The 24,794-nt window shown below is 63.4% G+C and carries 15 protein-coding genes; 6 read left to right on the top strand and 9 right to left on the bottom strand.

Annotated elements, in window-relative coordinates; genetic code table 11:
* Nucleotides 1-5: 5 nt before the first annotated feature.
* Complete coding sequence (locus QZ266_RS01900; protein ID WP_295691197.1) at nt 6-2,579, top strand: glycoside hydrolase family 3 protein; 2,574 nt, start codon at nt 6-8, stop codon at nt 2,577-2,579.
* A gap of 81 nt (nt 2,580-2,660) precedes the next feature.
* Nucleotides 2,661-3,446, top strand: coding sequence for an enoyl-CoA hydratase-related protein (locus QZ266_RS01895; RefSeq protein ID WP_295691195.1), 786 nt, complete (start codon nt 2,661-2,663; stop codon nt 3,444-3,446).
* 3 nt (nt 3,447-3,449) lie between these two features.
* Here the strand turns inward: QZ266_RS01895 and QZ266_RS01890 are convergent, their stop codons facing one another.
* The 3 genes from QZ266_RS01890 to QZ266_RS01880 all read right to left on the bottom strand — a co-directional run bounded on the left by QZ266_RS01890 (nt 3,450) and on the right by QZ266_RS01880 (nt 8,966).
* Nucleotides 3,450-6,572, bottom strand: coding sequence for an efflux RND transporter permease subunit (locus QZ266_RS01890; protein ID WP_295691194.1), 3,123 nt, complete (start codon nt 6,570-6,572; stop codon nt 3,450-3,452).
* Complete coding sequence (locus QZ266_RS01885) at nt 6,569-7,696, bottom strand: efflux RND transporter periplasmic adaptor subunit (RefSeq protein WP_295691191.1); 1,128 nt, start codon at nt 7,694-7,696, stop codon at nt 6,569-6,571. Before QZ266_RS01885 ends, QZ266_RS01890 begins: the two co-directional genes overlap by 4 nt.
* Before the next feature lie 124 nt (nt 7,697-7,820).
* Nucleotides 7,821-8,966, bottom strand: coding sequence for an endo-1,4-beta-xylanase (locus tag QZ266_RS01880; RefSeq protein WP_295691188.1), 1,146 nt, complete (start codon nt 8,964-8,966; stop codon nt 7,821-7,823).
* Nucleotides 8,967-9,648: 682 nt separating this feature from the next.
* Here QZ266_RS01880 and QZ266_RS01875 point away from each other — a divergent pair.
* A complete protein-coding gene (locus QZ266_RS01875) occupies nt 9,649-11,361 on the top strand; it encodes a glycoside hydrolase family 43 protein (RefSeq protein ID WP_295691186.1) in 1,713 nt (570 codons plus the stop codon).
* A 338-nt stretch (nt 11,362-11,699) separates the two neighbouring features.
* Here the strand turns inward: QZ266_RS01875 and QZ266_RS01870 are convergent, their stop codons facing one another.
* Nucleotides 11,700-14,129: a glycoside hydrolase family 3 N-terminal domain-containing protein gene (locus QZ266_RS01870; protein WP_295691184.1), complete on the bottom strand. Its 2,430-nt coding sequence runs from the start codon at nt 14,127-14,129 to the stop codon at nt 11,700-11,702.
* A 232-nt stretch (nt 14,130-14,361) separates the two neighbouring features.
* On the opposite strand from QZ266_RS01870, the gene QZ266_RS01865 reads away from it, so the two are divergent.
* Nucleotides 14,362-15,135, top strand: coding sequence for a FadR/GntR family transcriptional regulator (locus QZ266_RS01865; RefSeq protein WP_295691181.1), 774 nt, complete (start codon nt 14,362-14,364; stop codon nt 15,133-15,135).
* Between the two features lie 131 nt (nt 15,136-15,266).
* Complete coding sequence (locus QZ266_RS01860; RefSeq protein WP_295691178.1) at nt 15,267-17,051, top strand: IlvD/Edd family dehydratase; 1,785 nt, start codon at nt 15,267-15,269, stop codon at nt 17,049-17,051.
* Nucleotides 17,052-17,097: 46 nt separating this feature from the next.
* On the opposite strand, the gene QZ266_RS01855 is transcribed toward QZ266_RS01860, so the two are convergent.
* The 5 genes from QZ266_RS01855 to QZ266_RS01835 form a co-directional block, all read right to left on the bottom strand.
* A complete protein-coding gene (locus QZ266_RS01855) occupies nt 17,098-17,958 on the bottom strand; it encodes an SMP-30/gluconolactonase/LRE family protein (protein WP_295691177.1) in 861 nt (286 codons plus the stop codon).
* Nucleotides 17,959-18,041: 83 nt separating this feature from the next.
* Nucleotides 18,042-19,475, bottom strand: coding sequence for a sugar porter family MFS transporter (locus QZ266_RS01850; protein ID WP_295691174.1), 1,434 nt, complete (start codon nt 19,473-19,475; stop codon nt 18,042-18,044).
* Nucleotides 19,476-19,524: 49 nt separating this feature from the next.
* Nucleotides 19,525-20,283 (bottom strand): SDR family NAD(P)-dependent oxidoreductase, encoded by a 759-nt coding sequence (locus QZ266_RS01845; protein ID WP_295691173.1) that lies wholly within the window; start codon nt 20,281-20,283, stop codon nt 19,525-19,527.
* Entirely contained in the window at nt 20,280-21,443 is a 1,164-nt protein-coding gene (locus QZ266_RS01840; RefSeq protein ID WP_295691170.1) for a fumarylacetoacetate hydrolase family protein, read from the bottom strand. Before QZ266_RS01840 ends, QZ266_RS01845 begins: the two co-directional genes overlap by 4 nt.
* A gap of 113 nt (nt 21,444-21,556) precedes the next feature.
* Nucleotides 21,557-22,606 (bottom strand): LacI family DNA-binding transcriptional regulator, encoded by a 1,050-nt coding sequence (locus QZ266_RS01835; protein ID WP_295691168.1) that lies wholly within the window; start codon nt 22,604-22,606, stop codon nt 21,557-21,559.
* Nucleotides 22,607-23,046: 440 nt separating this feature from the next.
* Here QZ266_RS01835 and QZ266_RS01830 point away from each other — a divergent pair.
* Nucleotides 23,047-24,794: sialate O-acetylesterase (locus QZ266_RS01830; RefSeq protein WP_295691165.1), on the top strand; the 1,748-nt coding region annotated here is incomplete at its 3' end.

Raw genomic sequence — 24,794 nt, 5'->3', positions numbered from 1 at the left:
CTGACATGCGCGGATACGCCCGAAACGTCACGCTCCGACTGACCTGCTCTGCTATCGCCCTGCTCGCGCTCACGGCCTATCAGGCGCCTGAAGACGATAGCGAAGCAAGCGCTGCGGCTCCGGAAACCGCCAGTGCGAGTGATGTGGCCGCAGACGGGGTCATTCATCCGGAATTATGGCCGAGCTTCACGCCGCCGCCGCTGGCCCCGGATGTGGAAGCCCGGATCGATGCGATTCTGGCGACCATGACGCTGGAGCAGAAAGTCGGCCAGGTCATCCAGGCCGACAGCGGATCGGTGACACCGGAAGAGGTCCGGGAATACCGGTTGGGCTCGGTTCTGAGCGGCGGCAATTCCGCCCCCGGTCCGCTGCCCTACGCGGATACGCAAACCTGGCTGGAAGCCGCCGACGCCTATTTCAATGCCTCGATAGACCCGGACGGCGTTGACATCGCCATCCCGATCATCTGGGGGATCGACGCCGTACACGGTCACGCCAATCTGCGCGGCGCGGTCGTCTTCCCGCACAATATCGGCCTCGGCGCGATGCGGAATCCCGACCTGATTGAAGATATCTACCGGGTCACAGCCCGTGAGCTCTCCGTGTCAGGCCATGACTGGACGTTCGCGCCGACGCTCGCAGTGCCGCAGGATGACCGATGGGGCCGCACCTATGAGGGCTTCTCCGAGGATCCCGCCATTGTCGCCTCCTATGGCGACCGGATCGTTTACGGCCTGCAGGGACGCCCCGGCACAGACAGCTTCATGTCGACCGGCCGCGTCATCTCCAGTGCCAAGCATTATCTCGCCGATGGCGGCACCGAGAACGGGCGTGACCAGGGCAATGCGATAATCTCGGAAGCCGAGCTGCGCGACATTCACGCGGCCGGCTACCTCACCGCCGTTCCGGCCGGTGTCCAGACCGTCATGGCGTCCTTCTCCAGCTGGTGGGATCAGCCGATGCACGGCAATGAGGCCCTGTTGACCGATGTGCTGAAGGACCGTCTCGGTTTCCAGGGCTTCGTGGTAGGTGACTGGAATGGTCATGGCCTCATCGCCGGCTGCACCTCGACCGATTGCCCGGACGCCTTCAATGCCGGAATGGACATGTACATGGCGCCGGACAGCTGGCGCGAGCTCTACCATTCGACCCTCGGCCATGTCCGCTCCGGCGTGATCAGCGAGGCCCGACTCGATGACGCCGTTCGCCGCATCCTGCGTGTGAAAATCAACTCGGGCATCTTCGAATTGCCCGCGCCCAGCGCCCGCCCGCTGGCCGGCAATGCGGACATTCTCGCGGCCCCGGAACACCGTGAGATTGCCCGACAAGCGGTCCGCGAGAGCCTCGTCCTGCTCAAGAACGCCAACCAGACCCTGCCACTGGAAGCCGGGCTGACAGTGCTCGTCGTCGGCGACGGCGCCGACAGTATCGCCAAGGCTTCCGGCGGCTGGACCCTGTCCTGGCAGGGCGGCGGTCACGAAAACTCCGAATTCCCCAATGGCCAGACCATCCTCGACGGTATCCGCGAAACCGTGGAAGCCGCCGGCGGCACTGTTATCCACGATCCTGACGGCCAGTCCGGTGCCAGCGCCGATGTCGTGATCGCCATCTATGGCGAGGACCCTTATGCGGAATTCCAGGGAGATCGTGACCATCTCGACTTCGTGCCGAATGGCTTCGACACGGAACGCCTGTCCGAACTGGGCGCCGACGGCACACCGGTGGTCAGTGTTTTCCTGTCAGGACGCCCGATGTGGGCCAATCCGGAAATCAATGCATCGGACGCCTTCGTGGCAGCCTGGCTCCCGGGGAGTGAAGGCGGCGGTATTGCCGACATGTTGTTCCGCAGCGATCCCGGTTTCGATTTCACCGGTCGGCTTTCCTACTCTTGGCCCGCCACTGCCACCGGCGAACCCCTGAATCCGGGAGATGCCGATTACGACCCTCTCTTCGCATTGGGCTATGGCCTGAGCTTCGGAGAGCCGGACCCCCTGGGGCCACTGCCCGAGGAGTCTGGTCTGTCCGCGCGCGACACTGCGCCGGAGGGCACCTACTATTCGCGCGGTCAGGCGATCCCACCCTGGCAGGTGTCCGTGATCTCGGGAGACACGAGCGACAGCTCGCAAGTCCTGCCGGTCGAACTCGACGGCATTCGGGTGGGCGCAACGGATCGCAATGCGCAGGAGGACTCACTTCATGTGATCTGGAACCGCGCCGATACAGGCATTCGGATCGCCGCCGAGGAGGCCATTGATCTGGAACGCCAGGCGAATGGCGCCATGGAACTGGCCTTTCAGGCCCGGGCATTCGGCAATGCCCCGGCCCTTGTGGAGGTGGGTATGGGATGTCAGTCCGATACACCGTGTACAGCGACAGTCCCGATCAGAATCGTGCAGGGCAATTGGGCCGAATACCGCATTTCACTCAATTGCTTCGCCGATGCCGGGGTCGACATGAATGCGATCAATTCGGCTTTCATTCTCAACCTTCCGGCCGATGGCGGCGAGATCGGCATCAGCGAGGTCCGGCTGGAGTCGGATACTGACGCCATGCGGACCTGCGGAAACACCGCCAACTGAGACTGAGGCACAGCGCGACTTGCCGCCGGGTGGCGGGCGGGGACAGAGTGTCCGTCCCAGCCTGCCAGCCCGGAGATTTCAGTGACCGATGCGCCGATCTATCTTGAACGCCATGACCGGCACGCGACGCTCATCCTGAACCGGCCGACGCGGCGCAATGCGCTCAATGCGGCGATGTGGGCGGCCCTGCCCGACCTGCTGGATACCGCCGCAACCGATAACCGGATCAAGGTACTGCTCGTCCGCGGGGCAGGCGAAAGCTTCACGGCCGGCGCAGATATTTCAGAATTCGAGACGGTCTACGCGACCCCGCAATCGGCGCTGGCCGGAACCCGCGCCATCGCCGCCGGTCTCGACGCACTGGCCCATTTCCCCAAGCCGACACTCGCTGTCATTCGTGGCGCCTGTGTCGGTGGGGGATGCGGGCTGGCGCTGTCCTGCGATCTGCGCTTCGCGGCATCCGACGGACGCTTCGGCATCACCCCGGCCAAGCTGGGACTGGCCTATACACTCAATGACACCAAGAGACTCATCGATGCCGTGGGAGTCTCTGCCGCCAAGGACCTGCTCTATTCGGCCCGTCTCGTCGATGCCGAAGAGGCGCTTCAGATCGGCTTGATCAATCGCTGTTTCGAGCCGGACCAGCTGGATCGTGAAGTCGCCGCCTATCTCGACCTCATGCTCTCGCGCTCAACCGGGTCTGCCCGGGCCATCAAGCGCGTCATCCACCTGATCCGCGCCGGGGTCGATTGCGATACGGACGAAACCCGCCAGCTCTTTCTGGACTCCTTCCAGAGCGATGACTTCCAGGAAGGCTATCGCGCCTTTCTGGGCAAGCGGGCTCCCGATTTCGACGGCAATGGCTGAACGCTACTCGGCCGGAACGTTCACAGCAGCGTCACCATGCTGGCGCGCCTCCTCTTCCAGCCGTCGCGAGACCCAGTTCGGGGTCTTGGTGAAGCGGCCGAGCACGCCATAGGCGACCGGAACAACGAAGAGGGTGAAGAGTGTGGCCACGGCAACGCCCGCGAAAATCACCACGCCGATCGTGATCCGGCTTTCCGCGCCCGGCCCCGTGCCGATGACAAGCGGGAAGGCACCAATGGCCGTCGAAATGCCGGTCATCAGGATGGGCCGGAACCGGGTTTCCGCGGCATCCATCGTCGCGGTCCGCAAGTCACGGCCGCTCTCCCGCAGCTGATTGGCGAACTCGACGATCAGGATACCGTTCTTTGCAGCCAGCCCGATCAGGATGACCAGCCCGATCTGCGAGTAGATATTCAGGCTGGACCCGACGACCTCGAGCCCGAACAGGCCGCCGGCCACCGCCAGCGGCACGGTCAACATGATGACCAGCGGCTGGATCAGGCTCTCGAACTGCGCGGCCAGCACCAGGAAGACGATTAGCAGGGCCATGCCGAAGGCGAAGAGGACCGCCGAATTGGCATCCAGAAACTCCTTTGCCCCGCCCAGATAAGTGGAGCTCATTTCCGGCGGCAGGTCCCGCTGGGCCCAGTCGTCCAGCCACGCAACCGCTTCACCGAGCGTATAGCCTTCCGCCAGTGTCGCCGAGATGGTCACGGAGCGTTGGCGGTCGACCCGATTGCGTGCCGATGCCTCGCCAACCTCGCTCAGGGAGACGAGGTTGGAGAGCGGGATCAGCTCGCCGCTGCGACCGGACACATAAAGGGCTTCCAGATCCTGGGAGCTGGACCTCGCCTCACGCCGGTTCTCCATGATCACATTGTAGGCTTCACCGCGATCGATGAATTGTCCGACACGGCGCGAGCCGAGATGGGTTTGCAGCGTCTGCCCGATCTCGGCGACAGAGACGCCGAGATCGGCTGCCCTTTCCCGGTCAATATCGACAATCAGGCGCGGACTGGTCGGCTCGTAATTCTTGCGGGCTCGCAACAGGGCGGGATTGCCTTCCTGGATAGCCGCCAGCAGACGCTCGGCCTGGCGATCGAGACCGCCATAATCGGGCCCTTGCAGGACGAATTGAACATCATCGCCGCCGCCACCGCCGCCCAGCGATGAGCGCATCGAGGCGAAGGCCTGGACGCCAGTCAGCTGCCCGAGGCGGCCATTGAGCTCACGCATGATCTCGCTGCCCGGCCGACGCTCGTCCCAGTCAGCCATGGTGCCGATGACAAAACCGGAATTGAAGCCGCTTCCGCCCCAGCCCGGAGAGATGACCAGCACCCGGCTCAGCTCACCCGAATTCACATATTCCATGGCAATCGCTTCAACCTGGTCCGCCTGCGCGGACATGTAGTCGAAGCTTGCCCCTTCCGGTCCGGCAAAACGGCCAAAGAAGGAACCGCGGTCCTCCGGCGGTGTCAGTTCGGAGGGAAGGCGGTCGAGCAGGAAGGCCGATCCGCCCATGGCCACGGCGACCATCGGAACGATGATGACCGGCATTTTCAGCGCAATCTCGAGGCTGTCGCGATAGGACTGACGGGCTTTCTCGACCAGTATGTTCACCCATCGGGTAAGCCCCTTGGCTTCGCGACTTGGCTTGAGCAGCTTGGACGCCATCATCGGCGAAAGGGTCAGGGCGACAAAACTGGACAGCACGACAGCGCCGGCAATGGTCAAGGCCAGTTCGGTAAAGATGCGACCGATGAATCCCGGCAGAAAGACGAGCGGCACGAAGACCGCGACCAGAACCGCCGTTGTGGCGATCACCGCAAAGAAAACCTGCCGGCCACCGCGCAGCGAGGCCAGGGCCGGTGGCTCGCCCATATCAACCCGGCGCTGGATATTTTCGAGCACAACAATGGAATCATCCACGACCAGGCCAATCGCGAGCACCAGCGCGAGCAGGGTCAGGATATTGATCGAGAAGCCGGCGACCGCGAGGACCGCAAAAACCCCGACCAGGCAAACGGGAACCACCGCCGCGGGAATGATGGCGGCGCGGAAACTGCCGAGGAAAAGATAGATCACGAGCACGACAAGGGTCGCGGCAATGGCCAGGGTCCGCCAGACCTCCTTGATGGATTCCTCGATGAACACGGTATCGTCCGAGGCGGAGATCATCTCCATCCCCTCAGGCAGGTTGAGCCGGATGCGGTCGGCCTCGGCCGCGATCAGGTCGGCGACCTCGACGGAATTGGCCTGGCTTTGGCGGACAAAGCCCAGCCCGATCATGTTCTGGCCGTTACCGCGGAAAAGCGTGCGCGGCTCTTCCGCCGCCAGCTCCACATCCGCGACCTCGGCCAACCGCACGACATGCCCGTCGCCGGTTCGGGCGATCGGCATGCGGGCAAAAGAGTCGGGATCGGCAAAGAGGCGCTCGACACGGACCACAATCTGGGTGTCAGGCGTTTCCACTGATCCGCCCGGAACCTCGACATTCTGTGACCGCAGGGCGCCATCAATGTCCGCCACCGTGACGCCACGCGCCGCCATGGCCTGGGGGTCCAGCCAGATCCGCATCGAGTAGCGGCGCTGGCCGCCAATGCGAACCTGGGCCACCCCGTCAATGACCGAGAAGCGGTCGAGCAAGGTACGCTCGGCATAGTCGGACAAGGCCTCGGACGTCATCCGGTCGGAGAGAAGATTATACCAGATGAAGGGCCGGGCATCGCTGTCCTGCTTGCGCACCTCAACCTGTTCCACATCCTGGGGCAGCCGGTCGATAATGCGCGATACCGAGTCACGCACATCATTGGCGGCGGCTTCGATATTGCGGTCGAGGGAGAAGGTTATGGTGACGCGCGATGAGCTGTCGCGCGATGAGGAGGTGATGGACTCGACGCCATCAATGCCCGACAGCTGATCCTCGATCAGCTGGGTGACACGGTTTTCGACCACTTCTGCATTGGCGCCGGGATAATTCGCAGAGACGGAGACAACCGGGCGGTCGACATCCGGCAGTTCACGCAAAGGCAAGTCACGCAGACCCAGCACGCCGAAGACGACGATCAGGGCACAAAAGACGAAGGCGAGAACCGGGCGACGAACCGCAATATCGGAGAGTGTCATTGTGCTGCGCTGCTCCCGGAAACAGCCATCCCGGTCATTGCGCCATTGGCACCCAGCTGCATCTCGCGCGTGATTGTGACGGAGGCGCCGTCCCGCACGCGGTGCACGCCTTCGGCGATGATCCGCTCGCCGGTCTCGAGGCCGGACAGCACCTCGACCATTGTGCCGGATCGGCGTCCAAGGGTGATCGTGCGCTGACGGACGATCGTCCCGCCTTCGCTGTCCTCAACCACATAAACATAGGTTTGATCGAGGTAACGGGTCAGGGCCGCTCCGGGCACGGCCGGGCGATCACGGACATCGCGACGGACTTCCACCGTCATGAGCTGTCCGGGCAGAAGCCGCCCGTCGAGATTTTCGATTTCCGCACGAATGGTGACGCTGCGCGTGACCGGATCGATACGGCTGTCGATCTGGGCGATCGCGCCGGAAAAGACCTCGTCGGGATAGGCCGAGGTCCGCGCGGCGATTTCCATCCCCGGTGCGACCACGGCCAGGAAGCGCTCGGGCACGGTGAAATCGAGTTTGATCAGACTTGTATCATCCAGCCGCGCGATCGAGTCGCCGGGACGGACCAGGCCGCCAAGGCTCACTTCCCGAAGGCCGACAATCCCGGCAAAGGGTGCCCGGACAATGCGGTCGGCCAATTGAGCCTCGATGGAGGCGACGCGCGCCGCGGCGCGTTCGACGGCGGCCGTTGCCTCGTCGAGGCGCGATTGCGGGACCACGGCACGGGCGATCAGGTCATTGGTCCGGTCGAGCTCCCGGCGGGCTTCGCGCAAGGTCGTCCGCGCCTCGGTCAGGCCGGCGGCCTCCTCGGTATCGGTGAGCTCTACCAGGATCGTCCCGGCCGCCACGCGCTGGCCGGACTCGAAATTAATGCGCGAAATCGTATCCGTCACACGCGCCGTGATGGTCACCGTCTCATTGGCACGCGCGGTTCCGAGCGCTTCCACGATATCGGCGAACTCGACACTGGGTACGGTTGCGATCGCGACCGGCAGGACGCGGGCCCCTCGACCCGGTCCCGCCTCATCAGACGGCACAAGGGCCCGAATGGCGACAATTGCGGTCATTGCCGCGAAGGCAACAAGAATGACGATCAAAAAGCTGGCACGGCGCATGGCAATCTCCTGCCGGCATAGATGGCTTGGACCCATGCAAAGGCAAGGCATGAAATAAACACCGACCGGCAAAGGCCTTTTTTTCGCACCTGCTGGTTCGGTCTTGCCTCCGAATGCACGCGTATCAGCCTCGCGGCGCAGCCGCCTCGAATGCGGCTGCGATTGCTGCGCGCAGGGGTTTCGCCCGGAATTCGGCATCAAATGGCGTCGTCCGCTTGGCCTCCCCATCGGCCCGCGGCCAGATATTCTGGAGCCAGGAATAGCGGTCGGAAAGGCCCCAGACCAGCACGTCACGGGTCTGCGGATAGCTGAACATCAGATCGAGATACCGGCGCGCCAGATCCGCGACGGCCTGGTCCCGACTCTCGATATCATAGGGCAAATTCTTGTCGTGAACGTCGAACTCGGTAATCGCGAGATCGAGACCAAGGCCGGTGACCTGGTCCAGAAAACCGCGCCAGTTTTCCTCACGAGCCGTGTCGAAGCCGACCGATGCATCATAATTGCCCGAGCCGATATGGCTCTGGACGCCAAGTGCATCGATGGGCACGCCACGCTCCACCATGCCCTCGAGAAGGCGCTGCACGCCCTCCTGGTGAGTCTCATGGCCGGCCTCCCAGCTCATATAGTCATTGTAGACGATTTCCCCGTCCGGATCGGCCTCGCGCGTTGCGTGGTAGGCGATATCGATGATGTTCTCGCCGAGATGACGCGTCAGCGACGTCTCGCGCAGACGCCCGGTCGACGGATCAATGGTTTCATTGACCACATCCCAGGAAGTGATCCGGCCGCGATAGCGCGCGACGACCGCGCGGATATGCTCGACAACGAGGCGCTCGGCCTCCGTGCCGGGACGGCTGCCGAAATCATGATTATTCACCCAGGCAGGCGAGAACTCCTCGCGATTCCACAACAATGTGTGGCCGCGCATCGCCATCCCGTGCACGCCGGCGAACTCAACCAGCCGGTCCGCGGGATCGTAATAGAAGGTCTCGGCATCGGGTCGCAGGACATACCATTTGAGCGCATTCTCATGCACCAGAATGCCGCATTCACGCTCGATGAGAGCCCGATAGCCCGGGTCGTTGAACGCGCCGGTGAGGGTCCCGGGGCGGCCCATTCCCACGGCAGTTCCAAACCGCATCCCCTTGGACTGGGCCAGGGCGTGCAGAGAGGGCGTATCATCGCCCATCGCCGTTGGAGCCGAACAGGCGGCAAGCCCGCCGGCGGCCAGCAAAAGCGCCTGGCGTCTGTTGATGTCTCTGGTCAAAAATCCCTCCGATCAGGTCATTCACGCTGAGAACGGGGGGCCGGCACCGCGAACCGACATGCTGCGCATCCAGGAGGTCGTCATTGAGACCGGACCGGCATGCATGACAGCCCCTCGACAACCGGCCCGGTATGCGGGCACGCCCGGCCGCTTTCTCACCAACCCCATTTTCCAGCGCTGTGGCGACGATCCGATTGGCGTATCAGAAAAGTCTGACTAATGGAACTCAAATACCCCGACCCCGATCACCAGAATCGAGGCCTCGCGATTGATGACCCCCTTGTTCCAATTTGCCCTGAAGTTCCGCCGACTTCGCGGCCAACCCCGCTTTTAGTCAACAAAATCGAGGACTTTGAACAGGTGGTGACGAGAGAAGAGACGTTGACGCCGATTGCATGGCGTCGATAAGCTCCGTCGATGAACGACGCGGGAGGTCGAGCGCCATGTCGGACAATACGTCAAGTCACTTGCCAGAGCGTGAGAGCCGGACTGCCCGCGCCATCGCGGCGCGGTCGGGCCAATGCCCCAGCGGCAACCCGTTGGCGATGCCCGCGCCAAAACCAGTGCCGACCGTGATGACAACAAGCCAGCGGCTCCAGGCGAGGCAAGCCCCGCCCGGCCACCGGCTGCCCCGCCGCGACCCCATCGCCGGGAAACCCGCCATTGAATTGGAGATGATGCCATGACCAAGCACGCATTCGCGGTTCTCGGCCTGGTTGCGCTTTCAGCGTGCGCACAGCAGACCGGCAGTCCTGAGGAGCCGTCAATAACAACGGCCCGGTTCGAGCGCTTCGTGTATTCCGGCAGCGACCCGGTCCATGAAGACATCCAGCGTGGACCGAATACCTATCTCAACCCGGTCCTGGGCGGCTTCTACCCGGACCCCTCCAACACCCGCGCGGATGACGACTACTTTCTGGTCACATCGACCTTCGCCTATTTTCCGGGCCTGCCAGTCTTCCGCTCCAGCGACCTGGTGAACTGGGAACAGATCGGCAATGCCGTCGACCGCCCGGATCAGGTCGATTTCGGCGAGCTGGGCCTGTCGCGCGGCCTGTTTGCGCCCGCCATCGAATTTCATGACGGGGTCTTCTACATCTTCAATACCTGTGTCGATTGTGGCGGCAATTTCGTCATCACCGCACGAGATCCGGCCGGCCCTTGGTCCGACCCGACCTGGCTGCCGGAGCTTGTCGGCGGGATCGACCCGGCCCTGTTTGTCGACGATGACGGCCGCGCCTATGTCGTCAATAACGGCCCGCCCGACCGGACACCCAAATATGACGGTCATCGCGCCGTGTGGGTCCAGGAATTCGACCTCGAAACACTCACAACCTTCGGCCCGCGCACCGTCCTGATCGATGGCGGGGTCGACTTCTCCGAACAACCGGTCTGGATCGAGGGTCCGCACATCTACAAGGTCGATGGTCGCTATATTCTGACGGCCGCAGAAGGCGGCACCGCCGAGAACCACTCCCAAGTCGTGTTGGCCAGTGACGCGCCGATGGGTCCTTACACACCCCATGGCGACAACCCGTTCCTGACCCAACGGGACCTGCCGCGCGATCGGGCCAATCCGATCACCTCGGCGGGGCATGCCGATCTTGTGCAGACCCCCGACGGGGATTGGTGGGCGACCTTTCTGGCCGTCCGGCCCTATGGAGATGACCAGTATAATACCGGTCGGGAGACCTTCCTCATGCCCGTGCGCTGGGTGGATGGCTGGCCTCGCATTACCGACGCAGGCGAAGCAATCCCCTATGTGGCAACGGCGCCGGACCTGCCGGGGCGGGCAGCATCGGCCCGCCCGATGGGCGGCCCATTCACGCGCATCGACGAATTCGACGGCACCGCGATGGATCCGGAGTGGATGATGATGCGCAATCCGCGCGAAACCTGGTGGGCGCTGGAAGGCGGCGAGCTCCGGCTCTGGCCACGCGCGGCCGGGCTGGGAGACAATACCAACCCATCCTATTTCGGGCGCCGACAGCAACATATGAATGCCCGGGGTGAACTCACTCTCCAATTCGTACCGGATACCCTCGGTGCTCGCGCCGGCCTGGCTGTCCTTCAGAATGATGATTTCTGGTTTTTCATCGGGCTGGAAATGACAGAGGAGGGCCCGGCTGTCCGCTTGCGGCAGCGCGCGGGCTCCGGACAGGGCAATCAGGGGGTCGTCCTCGCGACCCGCCTGCTTGATGCCGTCCCTCGCAGTCCGCTTAGCCTCCGTGTGACCGCACGCGGCGCCGTCTATGATTTCGACTATCGCCTGCCCGATGGTGACTGGCAGACCCTGATGCAGGATGCCGACGGCTCACACTTATCGACCCGGAGCGCGGGCGGCTTCGTTGGCGTGACGATGGGTCCGCACGCCTATTCTCCAAACGGAGGATAGACGGGGCTGCCAGGCCCCTGCCGATCGATCCGGTGGCTCGCCGGCGGGCCTGGACAGCTGTCCGGGACATCCGCCGTGCGGAAAACGCTGGCAGCATCACCAGCGTCGGTCAGGATCGGCGCCGCCACGCCCTCCGAAATCAGGGCAAAACCGTCTGCCGCAGGACGACCGGGACATATCATGGCTTCACCCGCGCAACCGGTACCGGCGCCCGCCTCGGAGGAGGGGGTGACAGTGCTGAAAGGTGACTGACACGCCGCCAGCACAACCAGCAATACCGCCAGAGGCAGGTATCGAGAGAGCATCCAGCGCATCACGGTACCATTTCCGCGTCCGGCCTAGTCGTCGGCGACTGTCAGGGTAACCGACTGAAGATCCGACGAATCCGACCCGACCGAGACGGTGAAACTGCCCGGCTCGACCACACGCTCCATATCGAGATCCCACAGAGCCATGGAGCGCGGCGCGATTTCCAGACGCACCGTGCGCGTCTCGCCCGGCTCGAGGGAGATTCGCTCGAACCCGCTCAGCTGGAGAACCGGACGCGTGACCGTGGCATTGTCATCTCGGACATACATCTGCACGACATCAGCCCCGGCGCGGTCGCCGGAATTGGTGACATCCACCTCGACGAAGGCACTGTCCCCGACGGCAATCGTCTCTTCCACAAGTCGCGGTTCGGAATAGTCGAATTGGGTGTAGGAAAGTCCGTAGCCAAACGGGTAGAGCGGCGCCTCTTCGTCGAAGAGATAGCCCCGGCGTGCGGACGGTTTGTGATTATAGAAAACCGGCAGCTGCCCGACCGAGCGGGGCATGGTCACCGGCAGATGGCCACTCGGGCTCACCTCACCCAGCACCAGGTCGGCGACGGCATTGCCGGTCTCCTGCCCCAGATACCAGCCCTCGATCAGGGCATCGGCATTTTCCGCCAGGAAGTTAACGGCGAGCGGGCGGCCATTGAGGAGAACCACGACCGTTGGTTTGCCGAGCGCGAAGATCTCGCGTGCCAGATCGAGTTGCTGACCGACCAGTTGCAGGTCAGCCCGGTCACCGAGATGAGAATCTGCCCAGGCCTCACGGCTCAGCTGTTCATTTTCGCCCAGCACCAGGAGAATGACATCGGACTCGCGTGCGGTTTCGACTGCCGCCGCGATCAGGTCGGCATTCACGGCCGGATCGATGAGGTCCACGGCATCAGCGGCCCATTCACGACTTTCGGTGAGACGCACGCCCTCTGAATAAACGACATCGAAGGCCTCGCCCGAGGCGTTCTGGAAACCCTCGAGAATGCTGACGACATGACGCGGCTGATCGGAATAGCCACCGATCGGTGTATCCACGGCGTGGGTACCGATCACGGCGAGCGTTCCGATCGCGTCCGGGTCCAGCGGCAGCGTCTCGTCCCGATTTTCCAGCAACACCATGGCGCGCTGGGCTGCGGTGCGGGCGAGCGCAATGGCGTCCTCGGTCGCGGTGCCGGCCTCGGCGGCTTCCGCATTTGCATAGGGAGCTTCCCAGACACCGGTGAGGAATTTCAGGCGCAGGATACGGCGAACGACCGTGTCGATCTGCTCCTCGCTCACGCGGCCGTCAGCGACCATGTGCGGCAAGCTCAGGAAGCCGTCACCATGCGGGAGTTCGACATCAACCCCGGCGTCGAGCGCGCGGATCGCCGCATCCTCGATATTGTCATACAGGCCGTGACGCGAGATCAGCTCGCGGATGGCGAAATAGTCACTGACGACGAGGCCCTGATAGCCCCATTCATCGCGCAGGACGTCGGTCAGCAGCCAACGATTGGCATGGCTCGGTACACCGTCGATCTCATTGTAGGACGCCATGATCTGCATGACCGGCATTTCCTCGACGAGACGTTCGAACGGGGTCAGAAAAATCTCGCGCAATTCCCGCTCGGAGATTTGCGCCGGACCGATATTCATGCCGCTCTCCGGCTGGCCATGGCCGGTCATGTGTTTCAGCGTGACGAAGACACGCTCATCCGCGAGCGGCAGATCATCACCCTGGAAGCCACGCACCGCGGCGATGCCGAGTTCGGACACGAGATAGGGGTCCTCGCCATAGGTTTCCTCGATCCGGCCCCAGCGCGGATCACGGGCGACGTCGACGATCGGCGCCAGCGTGAGATGCACCCCGCGCAGACGCATTTCGCGTGACGCAATGTTGAAGACATCCTCGAGCAGAGCCGTATCCCAGGTGGAGGCCAGACCGATGGATTGCGGGAAGCTGGTCGCATTCGGCGCGACATAGCCATGCAGCGCCTCCTCGTGGAAAAGAAGCGGAATACCGAGTCGGGTCTCCTCGATCGCCCAGCGCTGGGCGGCATTGATATAGTCGACCGTCTCGCGCTCATTGCGATTGAACACGCCGGCATTGGCACCGGCTGCCGTCGTTCCGGCCTCGACGCCCTGGCGGTCATAGGGCCGCGAGATCTGGCCCAGGCCATTGGGGTAATTCTCCGAGGCCCGCTCGGCCGAGAAATCGCCCGCCGGCGTCTGGATTTCTGACTTGTTCTGCCAGATGCCGATCATCTGGGCGACCTTCTCCTCGATCGTCATCCGCGCGAGCAGGTCCTCGACCCGCGCCTCGATCGGCTGGCTGGCATCGCGGTAAACCGCGTCCGGACCTGGCCGGTCTGGCGCCTGTGCGGCACAGGCCGTCTGCGCAGCGAGCGCTGCAAGGAGTGTGGCTGGCACCGCTGCCCGGCGCGTCTGCCGGACAAATTCAAAGGCATGCGTCAAGACGCTCATACTGGTCTCTTCCCCTGTCACAGGCCGGATCTTCACATGTCCGGCGCTTGCTGTTTGGCCGATAGTAAGACGAGGCCAGGGGGTCAGGTCAATGTATTTGTCGGAGTATATAGCGTCATATGGACAGGTCATCCCCCGGGAAGTATGACCGTATCGGCAAAACCCGTGGTTTTCCGGGCGGTTTCGCGATGGTTTCCCGTCGCGGGTTTCAGCAGGATTGAAGGATGACGACATGGCGCCGACAGACAGGATTACCGGCAAGCCACGTCGGCGCACGGGCAATCCGGCCCGTATCCACGGCACGATTGCCCATGATCTGGGGGTTGCCATTGTCTCTGGCCAATACACGCCGGGTGAGGTCCTGCCGAATGAGATCGACTTCTCCGAGCGGCTGAAAGTCTCTCGCAGCGCCTACCGCGAGGCGGTCCGCATCCTGTCCGCAAAGGGATTGGTGGAGAGCCGACCCAAGACCGGTACGCGCGTCACTCAGCCGGAACGCTGGAACCTGCTCGATCCGGACGTTCTGGCCTGGTATTTCGCAACCGAGCCCGACCCGAAGCTGATCGATGGCCTGTTCGAGCTCCGCATGATCATTGAACCGGCGGCGGCCGCACTGGCAGCCGAACGCCGCGAGTCACACCATCTGACCATCATGCGCGAAGCCTTGATGAATATGGAGCGGCACACGCTCAATACCGAGGAAGGCCAAAGCGCCGACCGGGCCTTTCATGATGCCGTCCTCGACGCCTCCGGCAATATGCCATTGCGCAGCCTGTCCAGCACGATCGGCGCAGGCGTCCGGTGGACGACCGTTTACAAGGCCCGCAAGGACGAGCTGCCACGGGACCCCATGCCCGATCACTGGCGCGTGTTTGATGCGATCGCCGCGGGCGGGCCGGACGCGGCCCGGTCGGCCATGGCGGAACTGGTCGGCGGTGCGCTTCGCGACACGGCCCGCGCGCTGCGCCGCAGCCAGACGGCAGAAAAGACGCCGGACGCAGGCTGACACCGCTGAAGTTTCTGCCCCAGCACGCCAGTCTCTTTGCGCCGCCACCTTGCTAGCCCTGGCAATGCACTCTATTTGTCGGAGTAATCAAAGCTCTCGATCAGAGGGCAGACCGGTAATTGAGACCCCTCATGACGAAACCCCTTCGATCTCGCGCCTGGTTCGACAATCCCGACAACCCGGACATGACGGCCCTCTATCTCGAGCGCTATCTGAATTACGGCCTGACACTCGAAGAGCTCCGCTCGGGCAAGCCGATCATAGGTATCGCCCAGACCGGCTCCGATATCGCCCCCTGCAACCGCCACCATATCGAACTGGCCAAGCGGGTTCGTGAAGGCATTCGTGAGGCTGGCGGTATCGCGCTCGAATTCCCGGTCCACCCGATCCAGGAGACCGGCAAGCGTCCGACCGCAGGACTCGATCGGAACCTCGCCTATATGGGCCTGGTTGAATTGCTCTACGGCTATCCGCTGGATGGTGTCGTTCTGACAGTCGGCTGCGACAAGACCGCGCCCGCCTGCCTCATGGCCGCAGCGACGGTCGACATTCCGGCCATCGCACTCTCCGTCGGTCCGATGCTGAATGGCTGGCGACAGGGGAAACGCATCGGGTCGGGGTCCATCATCTGGCAGGCGCGCGAAATGATGGCGCGCGGCGAGCTGGATTATGAAGGCTTTATCGAACTGGTTGCGACATCGGCGCCCTCCGTCGGCTATTGCAACACGATGGGCACCGCGTCGACCATGAACTGCCTGACAGAGGCCCTGGGCATGAGCCTGCCGGGCTCGGCGGCGATCCCCGCCCCCTACCGCGAACGTGGCCAGGTTTCCTATCTGACCGGCAAGCGCATCGTCGAGATGGTGCATGACGACCTCAAACCGTCCGACATCCTGACCGAAGATGCCTTCCTCAACGCCATCGCCATCAATTCCGCACTGGGCGGCTCAACCAACGCTGCCGTCCACCTCACCGCGCTCGCCCGCCATGCCGGCGTCGATCTGCCGCTCAAGCGCTGGCAGGAACACGGTCACGATATCCCGCTGATGGTCAATATGCAGCCGGCCGGCGCCTATCTGGGCGAGGACTTCCACCAGGCCGGCGGCGTGCCGGCGGTGGCGGCGCAACTCATGACGCAGGACCTTCTGCGCGAAGACGCGAAAACGGTGAATGGGCTGACGATCGGTGAGAATTGTCGGGGCGCGGAGATCGTCCTGCCGGACGTGATCTGGCCCTTCGACGCCCCTCTTCTGAAGGATGCCGGCTTTATTGTCCTGGGCGGAAATCTCTTTGACAGCGCGCTGATGAAGACCAGCGTGATCGCCAGGGCCTTCCGCGAGCGTTACCTGTCGAACCCTGATCATCCGAATGCGTTTGAGGGCGTTGCCCACGTCTTTGATGGCCCGGAGGACTACCACAGGCGCATTGATGATCCGGCGGAACAGATCGGCGATGACGGCATTCTCGTGATGCGCGGATCCGGCCCGATCGGGCATCCCGGCGCTGCGGAAGTCGTGAACATGCGTCCACCGGACTATCTGATCAAGCAAGGCATTACCGTCCTGCCCTGCATCGGTGACGGGCGGCAGTCCGGAACCTCCGGGTCGCCCTCCATCCTGCATGCCTCTCCAGAGGCGGCGGCAGGCGGCAATATCGCGCTCCTGAAGACCGGTGACCGTCTGCGCATCGACCTCAACAGCGCTATGGTGGACTGGCTGGTTTCGGAGGATGAAATCCACCTCCGTCGCGCGGCGCTGGAGGCCGCGGGCGGCTATCCCTTCCCCGCCTCACAGACACCCTGGCAGGAGCTTCAGCGCGACACGATCGGCCAGTTGGAAACCGGTGCGGCGCTTGAACCCGCGGTCAAATACCGTCGTATCGTCGAGACCTTCGGGAATCCGCGGGACAATCACTGACGGCACTGCCCGGCCCGGCGCCTTGTCGGCGCTGCCGGGCGCAAGATCAGAGCCTGATCAGGGATTGAGGCTGACCGGCTGTGTCCACCCGCACCCTGAACAACCCGCCTGCCAGAGGCTGGCTTTCCCGTTGATCGGGCGTCTGATGCAGCCAGGCAGTGGTGCAATAGAGCGTTTTCAGATCATCATCACCAAAGGCGGCTTTGGTAATGGCTGACACCGGGAATTCAATCTTGCCCAGCTTGCGTCCATCCGGCGCATAGCGTGCGACGCCCCACCCACCGAACAAGCCGACATGCAGGATACCGGCACTGTCCATGGACGGGCCATCGCAATAGCCCTCATCCATCACCGCGAAGACCCGTCGGTTGGAAATCTCACCGGCCGTGTGATCGAAGGTCTCGATCGTCTTTTGCAGTGTGTCGTGATGGTAGAGCGTGTTGCCGTCCGGGCTCAGAACCGGGCCATTGGTAACGCCATAGCCATCGGCCTTCAGAACCGCGCCGCTATCCGGCGTCCAACGATACAGCGCGCCGGTCTTGAGACGCTCGCTGTCATCCATCGAGCCGAACCAGAGTGAACCGTCCGGCGCAACATAACCGTCATTCAGCCGGTTTTGCGGACGGTCGGTCTCCACGGCCTCGAGGAGGCTGAATGCCCCGGTCGCCGGGTCAAAGCGATACAGGCCGCCGCGAACGCCACAGATCAGGCTTCCGTCCTCGGCTGGCAGGGCGAAACCGATCTGATCCGGCGAATCCCAGCTGGCCCTGGCCCCATCGTCAACGCTGTAACGGTGCAGCTTGCGGCCCTTGATATCGACAAACCAGACGCCGCGATCGCGCGCTGACCAGACCGGGCCTTCGCCCAGCTCGGCCTTGAGATCCCAGATGAGTTCGACTTGGGTCATGGCGATATCGCTAGAACGGATGTTTCAGAAAAAAGACCCGGGCAGGTTACCCCGCCCGGGTCCGCAGGGACTATCGTGAAGATCTAGCCTTCCATGTCCTCAAGCTCTTTGCCGCGGGTTTCGCGAACCATCTTGATCACGAACCAGATCGAGAGCACGGCGAAGACGGTGTAGATGCCGTAGGCACCTGCCAGCCCGATCGTGCCGAGCAGGGAGAGGAAAGTGATGGAGATCAGGAAGTTCGTTCCCCACTGGAAGAGGCCGGCGACTGCCAAACCCGATCCGCGGATCTGATTGGGGAACATTTCGCCCAGCATGACCCACATGACCGGGCCCCAGGAGAAGTTGAAGAACATCACATAGATATTGGCCGCGACCAGGGCGAGCAGAGCCATATTGTCCGACAGGCTCAGTGATCCATCGATCAACTCGCCGGTCGAGAAGGCAAAGGCGCAGAGGCCGAGCGTGATCGCCATGCCGATCGAACCGATGACCAGCATCGGCTTGCGGCCCAGCTTGTCGATGACGAGCAGAGCGACGATCACCGAACCGATGGACAGCGCGCCAGACAGGACATTGGTCAGCAGGGCATCGCTCTCGGTGAAGCCCGCCGCCTGCCAGAGCACGGCGCCGTAGTAGAAGATGATGTTGATGCCAACCAGCTGCTGGAAGCTCGCCAGGCCGATACCCACCCAGACGATCGGACGGATCTTCTTGGTGATCGGGCTGATGAGGTCACGCAGGCTGGGCTGATGATCATCGACCAGCGAGGCCTGGATTTCCCCGACCTTGCGCTTGGCCGTAACGGGGCCAAACAGCTTGGACAGCACACTGGTGGCCCGTTCCGTCTTCTTCTTGAAGACCAGGAATCGCGGGCTTTCCGGGATGGAGAACAGCGCGATCAGGAAGATGATGGCGGGCACAAGCTCCATCCAGAACATCCAGCGCCATGTCTCGAAGCCGAGCCAGAACTCAACCGTCGAACCGCCGGCCGTCTGGGCCAGCAGGTAATTGGAGAGGAAGGAGAAGAAGAGACCGGCAATAATGGCGATCTGCTGGATGGTGGCGAGGCGTCCGCGAATGCTAGCTGGCGCGATCTCGGCAATATAGGCCGGTGCCATCACACTGGCCGCACCAACGGCCAGGCCGCCCAGGAGGCGATAGACCACAAACTCTGTCGAGCCTCCGGCAATCCCTGATCCGAAGGCCGAGATAATGAAGAAGACCGCGGCAACGACCAGCAAGGTGCGGCGACCGAAGATGTCGGCGGCGCGCCCGGCGATCAGAGCGCCGACCGCACAACCCAGCAGCATGGACGCGACATTCCAGCCTGTCCCGATCGCTTCCGAGTTGAAGGCGGTCTGAAGGCCGTCGACCGTGCCGTTGATCACGCCACTGTCATAGCCGAAGAGGAAGCCCCCGATCGTCGCAACGATCGCGATGGCGAGGATATAGCCCATATTCGGCGCTTCGGCGGGTACCGAAGCGCTTTCGGCGCTATCTGCCGTTTCTGTCATTGTCCAACTCTCCCCTTATAGGCCTTTTGGCCCTTCTTGATGATGCGACCTAGCTCCAGCCCGCATCGACGAAATATGCATGTCCGGTACAGGCCCGGGCGTCATCGGACGCCAGAAAGAGGGCCATGGCCAGAATATCTTTCGGCTCCAGCCGGATTTTCAGGCACTGGGCCGCCACGATCTCGGCTTCACCGTCAGGCGTGTACCATTTTTCCTGACGCCGCGTTTTCACATTGCCTGGCACGATACAGGCGACCCGGATTCCATCGGGCCCCAATTCGCGCGCCAGAGCGCGTGTCATGCCCTCGATAGCCGCCTTGGCGGTCTGGTAGACCGACAGGTCAGGCAGGCCGAGATGCCAGGAGATTGACCCGAGATTGATGACAACCCCGGCACCCTTTTTCTTCATTCCGTCGGCGACGGCGCGGGTGGCGAAATACTTGTGCCGCAGATTGACGGCCATGCGGTCATCCCAATAGTCCGGCGTTACGTCGGCAATTCCGTGTCGATCATCATTGGCAGCATTGTTGATGAGAACATCCACCGCGCCAAACCGGGCCTGGATTTCCTCGAAAGAGGCATGGAGCGCGTCGAGATCGGTCAGATCGCAATGGCGATAAACCGGCGCCGGGTCGAGATCCGCGAGACGATGGGCCAGGGCCTCGCCCGCTTCATCGCCAATATCCAGAAACACCACCTGTGCACCCTGACGGGCGAACCCTTCGGTCAAGCCGGCGCCGATGCCGGACCCGCCGCCGGTCAGAACGACGAGACGCCCCTTGAGCGAGTGATAGAGTGTCGGGTTCATGCGGCACCCCGCAACAGGCCACGCGCCGCCAGATTATGCATCAGGCCGGCAATCCCCAGCGTCCAGGCTGGCGCCTGATCGCAGGTGGTAACCTCGTTCACGAGCGCGCCGAGCGTTGGCGTGGACACGGTGACACGATCACCGACCTTGTGGGTGAATCCCTGACCCGGCGCATCCCGATCCGCGACCGGCGCGAACATCGTGCCAAGCATGAGGGCAAAGCCGTCGGGGTATTGGTGATGCTTGCCAATGACCTGGCCAACCAGGTCAAGCGGGTCGCGGCTGATCTGCGACATCGAGCTCTGGCCGGTCAGCGTGAAACCATCCCTGCCCTCGATTACGAGCGAAACCTCGGCCTTGCGAACATCGTCGAGGCTGAAAGCGTCATCGAACAATCGAATAAAGGGGCCCAGCGCGCAGGAGGCATTATTGTCCTTGGCCTTGCCCAGGAGAAGGGCGGAGCGGCCCTCAAAATCGCGCAGATTGACATCATTGCCCAAGGTGGCGCCGACCGGCCGCCCCTGGCCGTCACAGACCAGGGCGATTTCCGGCTCCGGATTATTCCAGACCGAGTCAGACCGCACACCGACCTCATCACCCCAGCCCACGGCAGACAGGGCCGGCGATTTGGTGAAGATTTCGGCATCCGGACCGATCGCCACTTCCAGGTATTGCGACCACAAGCCGTCGGAAATGAGCGCGGTTTTCAGGTCGGCGGCAGACCGGGAGCCCGGCTTGACCGACGCGATATCGGCGCCGATCCGTGCCTGGAGTGCGTCTCGGATGTCGCGCGCCCGATCCGCATGGCCCTGAGCTCGCTCCTCGATCACACGCTCGATCGCCGATATGGCGAAGGTCACACCCGACGCCTTCACGCATTGCAGATCAACCGGTGCCAGCATCCGGGCGGCTCCCGGAGAGGCCTCGGCAAAGCTTGCGGCCAGACCAAGATCATCGATCGCGCCAAGGTCCTGTCCGACGGCTGTCTTGAGGGCGTCTGCATCAGCGAGCGCCTCGGAGACGGTGGCAGCAAAACGGGAGATATCCAGACAACGCCCCTCGCGGACCAGAACCGGTGTCGGCCCTTCCGGCAAGGCAAGACGGCCGATCAGGACAGCATCGTCCCGGTCTGCCGGCAGGCAGTCAGCTAGCTTGGTCATTCCTCCCCCGAGGACTGTCTGTGGCTACAGGTCCGTTTCGGACTTTTTAATAGCGCTAACATCATTTTCTGACGCAATGAAGTCAAGCCTCCCGGCGCGTGTGTTTCAAAGATTCAGGAATTGTGCGGGACCGGGCCCGTCGAGGCCCGCACGACCAGCTGGTGCGGCAGAAGCTGGTCAATGGGCGCACGGCTGTCGCGCCGCGACTGGTCGCGCGATTCCTGGAGCGCCAGACGCAAGGCCGCTTCGGCCATGCGGGCGACGGGTTGACGGACCGTTGTGAGCTCGGGCCACACAGCTGTCGCCAGCGGCGTGTCATCGAAACCGGCCACGGACAGGTCACCGGGCACATCCAGCCCTCGCCGGTGCGCCGCTGCCAGAGCGCCGGCCGCCATGTCGTCATTGGAGGCAAAAATCGCCGTTGGCGGATTGTCATCCGACAAGAGCCTTTCCGCCGCTTCAAATCCGGACCGGTAGTTGAAGCCCCCCGGTTCCACGAGACAGTCAGCGGGCGGATCCGCGCGCCGGATCTCCGTTTCGAAACCCTTCAGGCGCTCGACACTGGCCGTCTGGTTGACCGCGCCTTCGATGAATCCGATCCGGCGATGCCCCAATTCAATCAGGTGGCGCGTCATCTCCGCTGCGGCCGCAAAATCATCCATGCGGACACCATGGGCGTCCGCGCGGGCATGCCCGGTTCCGACAGCAATTGCGACAACCCCCGCATCACGCAACGCCGCGATGGCGCGTTCGGATTCGGCGTGCGGTGCGGGCAGGATGACCCCGGCCACACCACCGGCGATCAGGCGCCCGATGGCAGCCGCTTCGCTTTCGAGCGAGGGGTCGCATTTCTCGATCACGAGCAGCGCACCACTGGTCTGCGCGCCATCCAGGGCACCGACCAGGAATTGCGACAGATAACCGGCAGACGGGTTGGAATAGAGGAGGCCGATCCGGCCGGCCCCATTGCGCGCAAGGCTGCGCGCCGCGGCATTCGGCGAATACCCCAGCGCCTTGACCGCCCGCATGACACTGTCACGTGTCGAAGCCTTTACACCGGGCACATTGTTCATGACGCGCGAGACCGTCATCAAGGAGACACCTGCCTCCCGTGCGACGTGGTCCATCGTCACGCCCCCGGTACGCTTTTTGGTCCTGCTCACGCGGCCTCCCCGCCTCGTCGACTTATTGGTCAGACTCACCATTCAAGCATCCGCCGGCTTCAGCGCGCGGGCAAGACTGCTCGCCACACGCGCCGCGGCGACCTGGTCCCTGACGGTGAACCGCGCACCGTCCAGACCGTCGACACGGCCGGGCTCGCCGGCATGTTGAAGCGCGCCAGGTCCATGCCGGGTCCGGTCACAGGCGGGCCCGGCTGCGCACGGGCGATGATACGGGAAAGAACGCGGGGACGATCGGGGGGGAAAGTGGTCGCGATGATCACTGGTGAGTCGCATGCCTGTCCCGGTAGAAGAAACGAAGGGACTGAATGCCCGCACCTCTCTTCAACCACCCCTTCCATGTCCGGATCCCGCGCGACGTTGACAGAGGCTCAGGGGTGCGTCAATCAATTGTCTGACAATTTAAGGGGGAAGGGCGCACGATGAAGAACACCCGTATCAAGGCCACCTCAACCGGCCCCAACCGCACGCTCGCATCCCCGGACACCCGACCGGATCAGGGTCTTCAGCAGGCTCGGAGCATCGCTCATGGCACCGCCGGCCTGTCCCTTGTCCGCCTGCCTGTTCTGGCACTTTCCCTGGCCCTCGCCGGCTGCTCGATCGGCGACACCGTCGCTCCCGACGACGGCGCTGATCACCAGACAGGGCTCACGCGTTCCGGTTTGCTCGATCCGGTCTTTACCGACCACATGGTCATCCAGCGCGCCCAGCCGGTGGCCGTCTGGGGCGAGGCTGAGCCGGGAAGCATCCTGCAGGTCGTTCTGGGTGATGACAGTCAGGACGTCACAACCGGTGCAGACGGGCATTGGCAGGCAGACTTCGCCCCACACGCGGCCGGTGAACGTCTGACCCTGGAGGTCATGACGGCGGCCGGGACCAGGCAACGCGTCGACGATATTCTCGTTGGTGATGTCTGGCTGTGCTCGGGGCAATCCAATATGGAGTTCGAGGTCGCCCGGGCCCTCAATCCCGGAAACGAGATCGCCGGGCCACACAGTCCGGCGATCCGGCTACTCACGGTCGCGCATGAGAGCCGGGTGACGCCGCAATCCGATCACGCCAACCCGAACACTTGGCAAATCGCATCGCCGCAAAGCGTCGGGGATTTCTCGGCAGTCTGCTACTTCTTCGCCCGCGAGCTTCAAAACCGCCTCGATGTCCCCATGGGCCTGATCGATGCGTCCTGGGGCGGCTCCCAAATTGAAGCCTGGATCAGTGCCGAGGGGCTCGCGACGATTGGCAGCTTCGATACGCCGCTGAACGCGCTGGCGCTCTATGGGACCGACCCGGTCGCAGCCACCGCCCGTTTCGGAGAGTCGTGGGAAGCCTGGTGGCAATCTGCGGCCGGCACGACACCCTGGTCAGACCGCGCTGTCCTCGCGGAACCCGGACGGGCAACCCCCGGCCGGATGGGCGACTGGCGCAGCTGGGGCGAGGCGGGCATGGCGCATCATCTCGGCATGGTCTGGTTTACCCGCCAAACAGAATTGAGCGCCGGGCAGGCGGCGCAGGACGCCTGGATAGATCTGGGCGGGATTGATGAGGTCGATGCCAGCTGGGTCAATGGGGCCTTCGTCGGTGCGACCTTCGGCTGGGGCTCCCGGCGCAGCTATGAACTGCCGGAAGGCAGTTTGCGCGCCGGAACCAATACCATTGCGGTCAATGTGCTGAACAGCTGGGGCGCTGGCGGGATGATCGGCCCGGACGATGCGGTCAAGCTGCGCTTTGCCGATGGTACCGAAACTCCGCTGTCCGGAGGCTGGCGCTATGAACCGGTCCCCGCCTCGCTTGGCTCACCGCCCCGCGCACCCTGGGAATCGGTCGGCGGTCTGACTGGCATGTATAACGGGATGATCGCACCGCTGGAGCAGACCCGGCTGGCCGGCATGATCTGGTATCAGGGCGAGTCCAATACGGGTCGGGCCGATGCCTATGAGGGCCTGCTCACCACCCTGCTCGCCGACTGGCGCCGGCAATTCGGTGCCGACATGCCGGCCCTCATCGTCCAGTTGGCGAATTTCGGCGACCTCGCCGACCAGCCCGTTGAATCCGGATGGGCCCGGGTGCGCGACGCCCAGCGCCGGGTTGCCGAGGCAGACCCACGCGCCGGCCTGGTGGTCACGATCGATATCGGCGACCGGCTCGACATACACCCGCCCAACAAGCAGGA

The sequence above is a fragment of the uncultured Maricaulis sp. genome (genome assembly GCF_905480005.1).
Lineage (GTDB): Bacteria > Pseudomonadota > Alphaproteobacteria > Caulobacterales > Maricaulaceae > Maricaulis.
Note: the sequence above shows the minus strand (reverse complement) of the source record. Positions and strands in the feature narration are given on the sequence as shown.

Coding starts and splice junctions, on each gene's coding strand:
- QZ266_RS01845 (WP_295691173.1), bottom strand. CDS start 20,283: ATGAACCCGACACTCTATCACTCGCTCAAGGGGCGTCTCGTCGTTCTG.
- QZ266_RS01870 (WP_295691184.1), bottom strand. CDS start 14,129: ATGAGCGTCTTGACGCATGCCTTTGAATTTGTCCGGCAGACGCGCCGG.
- QZ266_RS01865 (WP_295691181.1), top strand. CDS start 14,362: ATGGCGCCGACAGACAGGATTACCGGCAAGCCACGTCGGCGCACGGGC.
- QZ266_RS01885 (WP_295691191.1), bottom strand. CDS start 7,696: ATGCGCCGTGCCAGCTTTTTGATCGTCATTCTTGTTGCCTTCGCGGCA.
- QZ266_RS01840 (WP_295691170.1), bottom strand. CDS start 21,443: ATGACCAAGCTAGCTGACTGCCTGCCGGCAGACCGGGACGATGCTGTC.
- QZ266_RS01890 (WP_295691194.1), bottom strand. CDS start 6,572: ATGACACTCTCCGATATTGCGGTTCGTCGCCCGGTTCTCGCCTTCGTC.
- QZ266_RS01860 (WP_295691178.1), top strand. CDS start 15,267: ATGACGAAACCCCTTCGATCTCGCGCCTGGTTCGACAATCCCGACAAC.
- QZ266_RS01900 (WP_295691197.1), top strand. CDS start 6: ATGCGCGGATACGCCCGAAACGTCACGCTCCGACTGACCTGCTCTGCT.
- QZ266_RS01850 (WP_295691174.1), bottom strand. CDS start 19,475: ATGACAGAAACGGCAGATAGCGCCGAAAGCGCTTCGGTACCCGCCGAA.
- QZ266_RS01855 (WP_295691177.1), bottom strand. CDS start 17,958: ATGACCCAAGTCGAACTCATCTGGGATCTCAAGGCCGAGCTGGGCGAA.
- QZ266_RS01875 (WP_295691186.1), top strand. CDS start 9,649: ATGACCAAGCACGCATTCGCGGTTCTCGGCCTGGTTGCGCTTTCAGCG.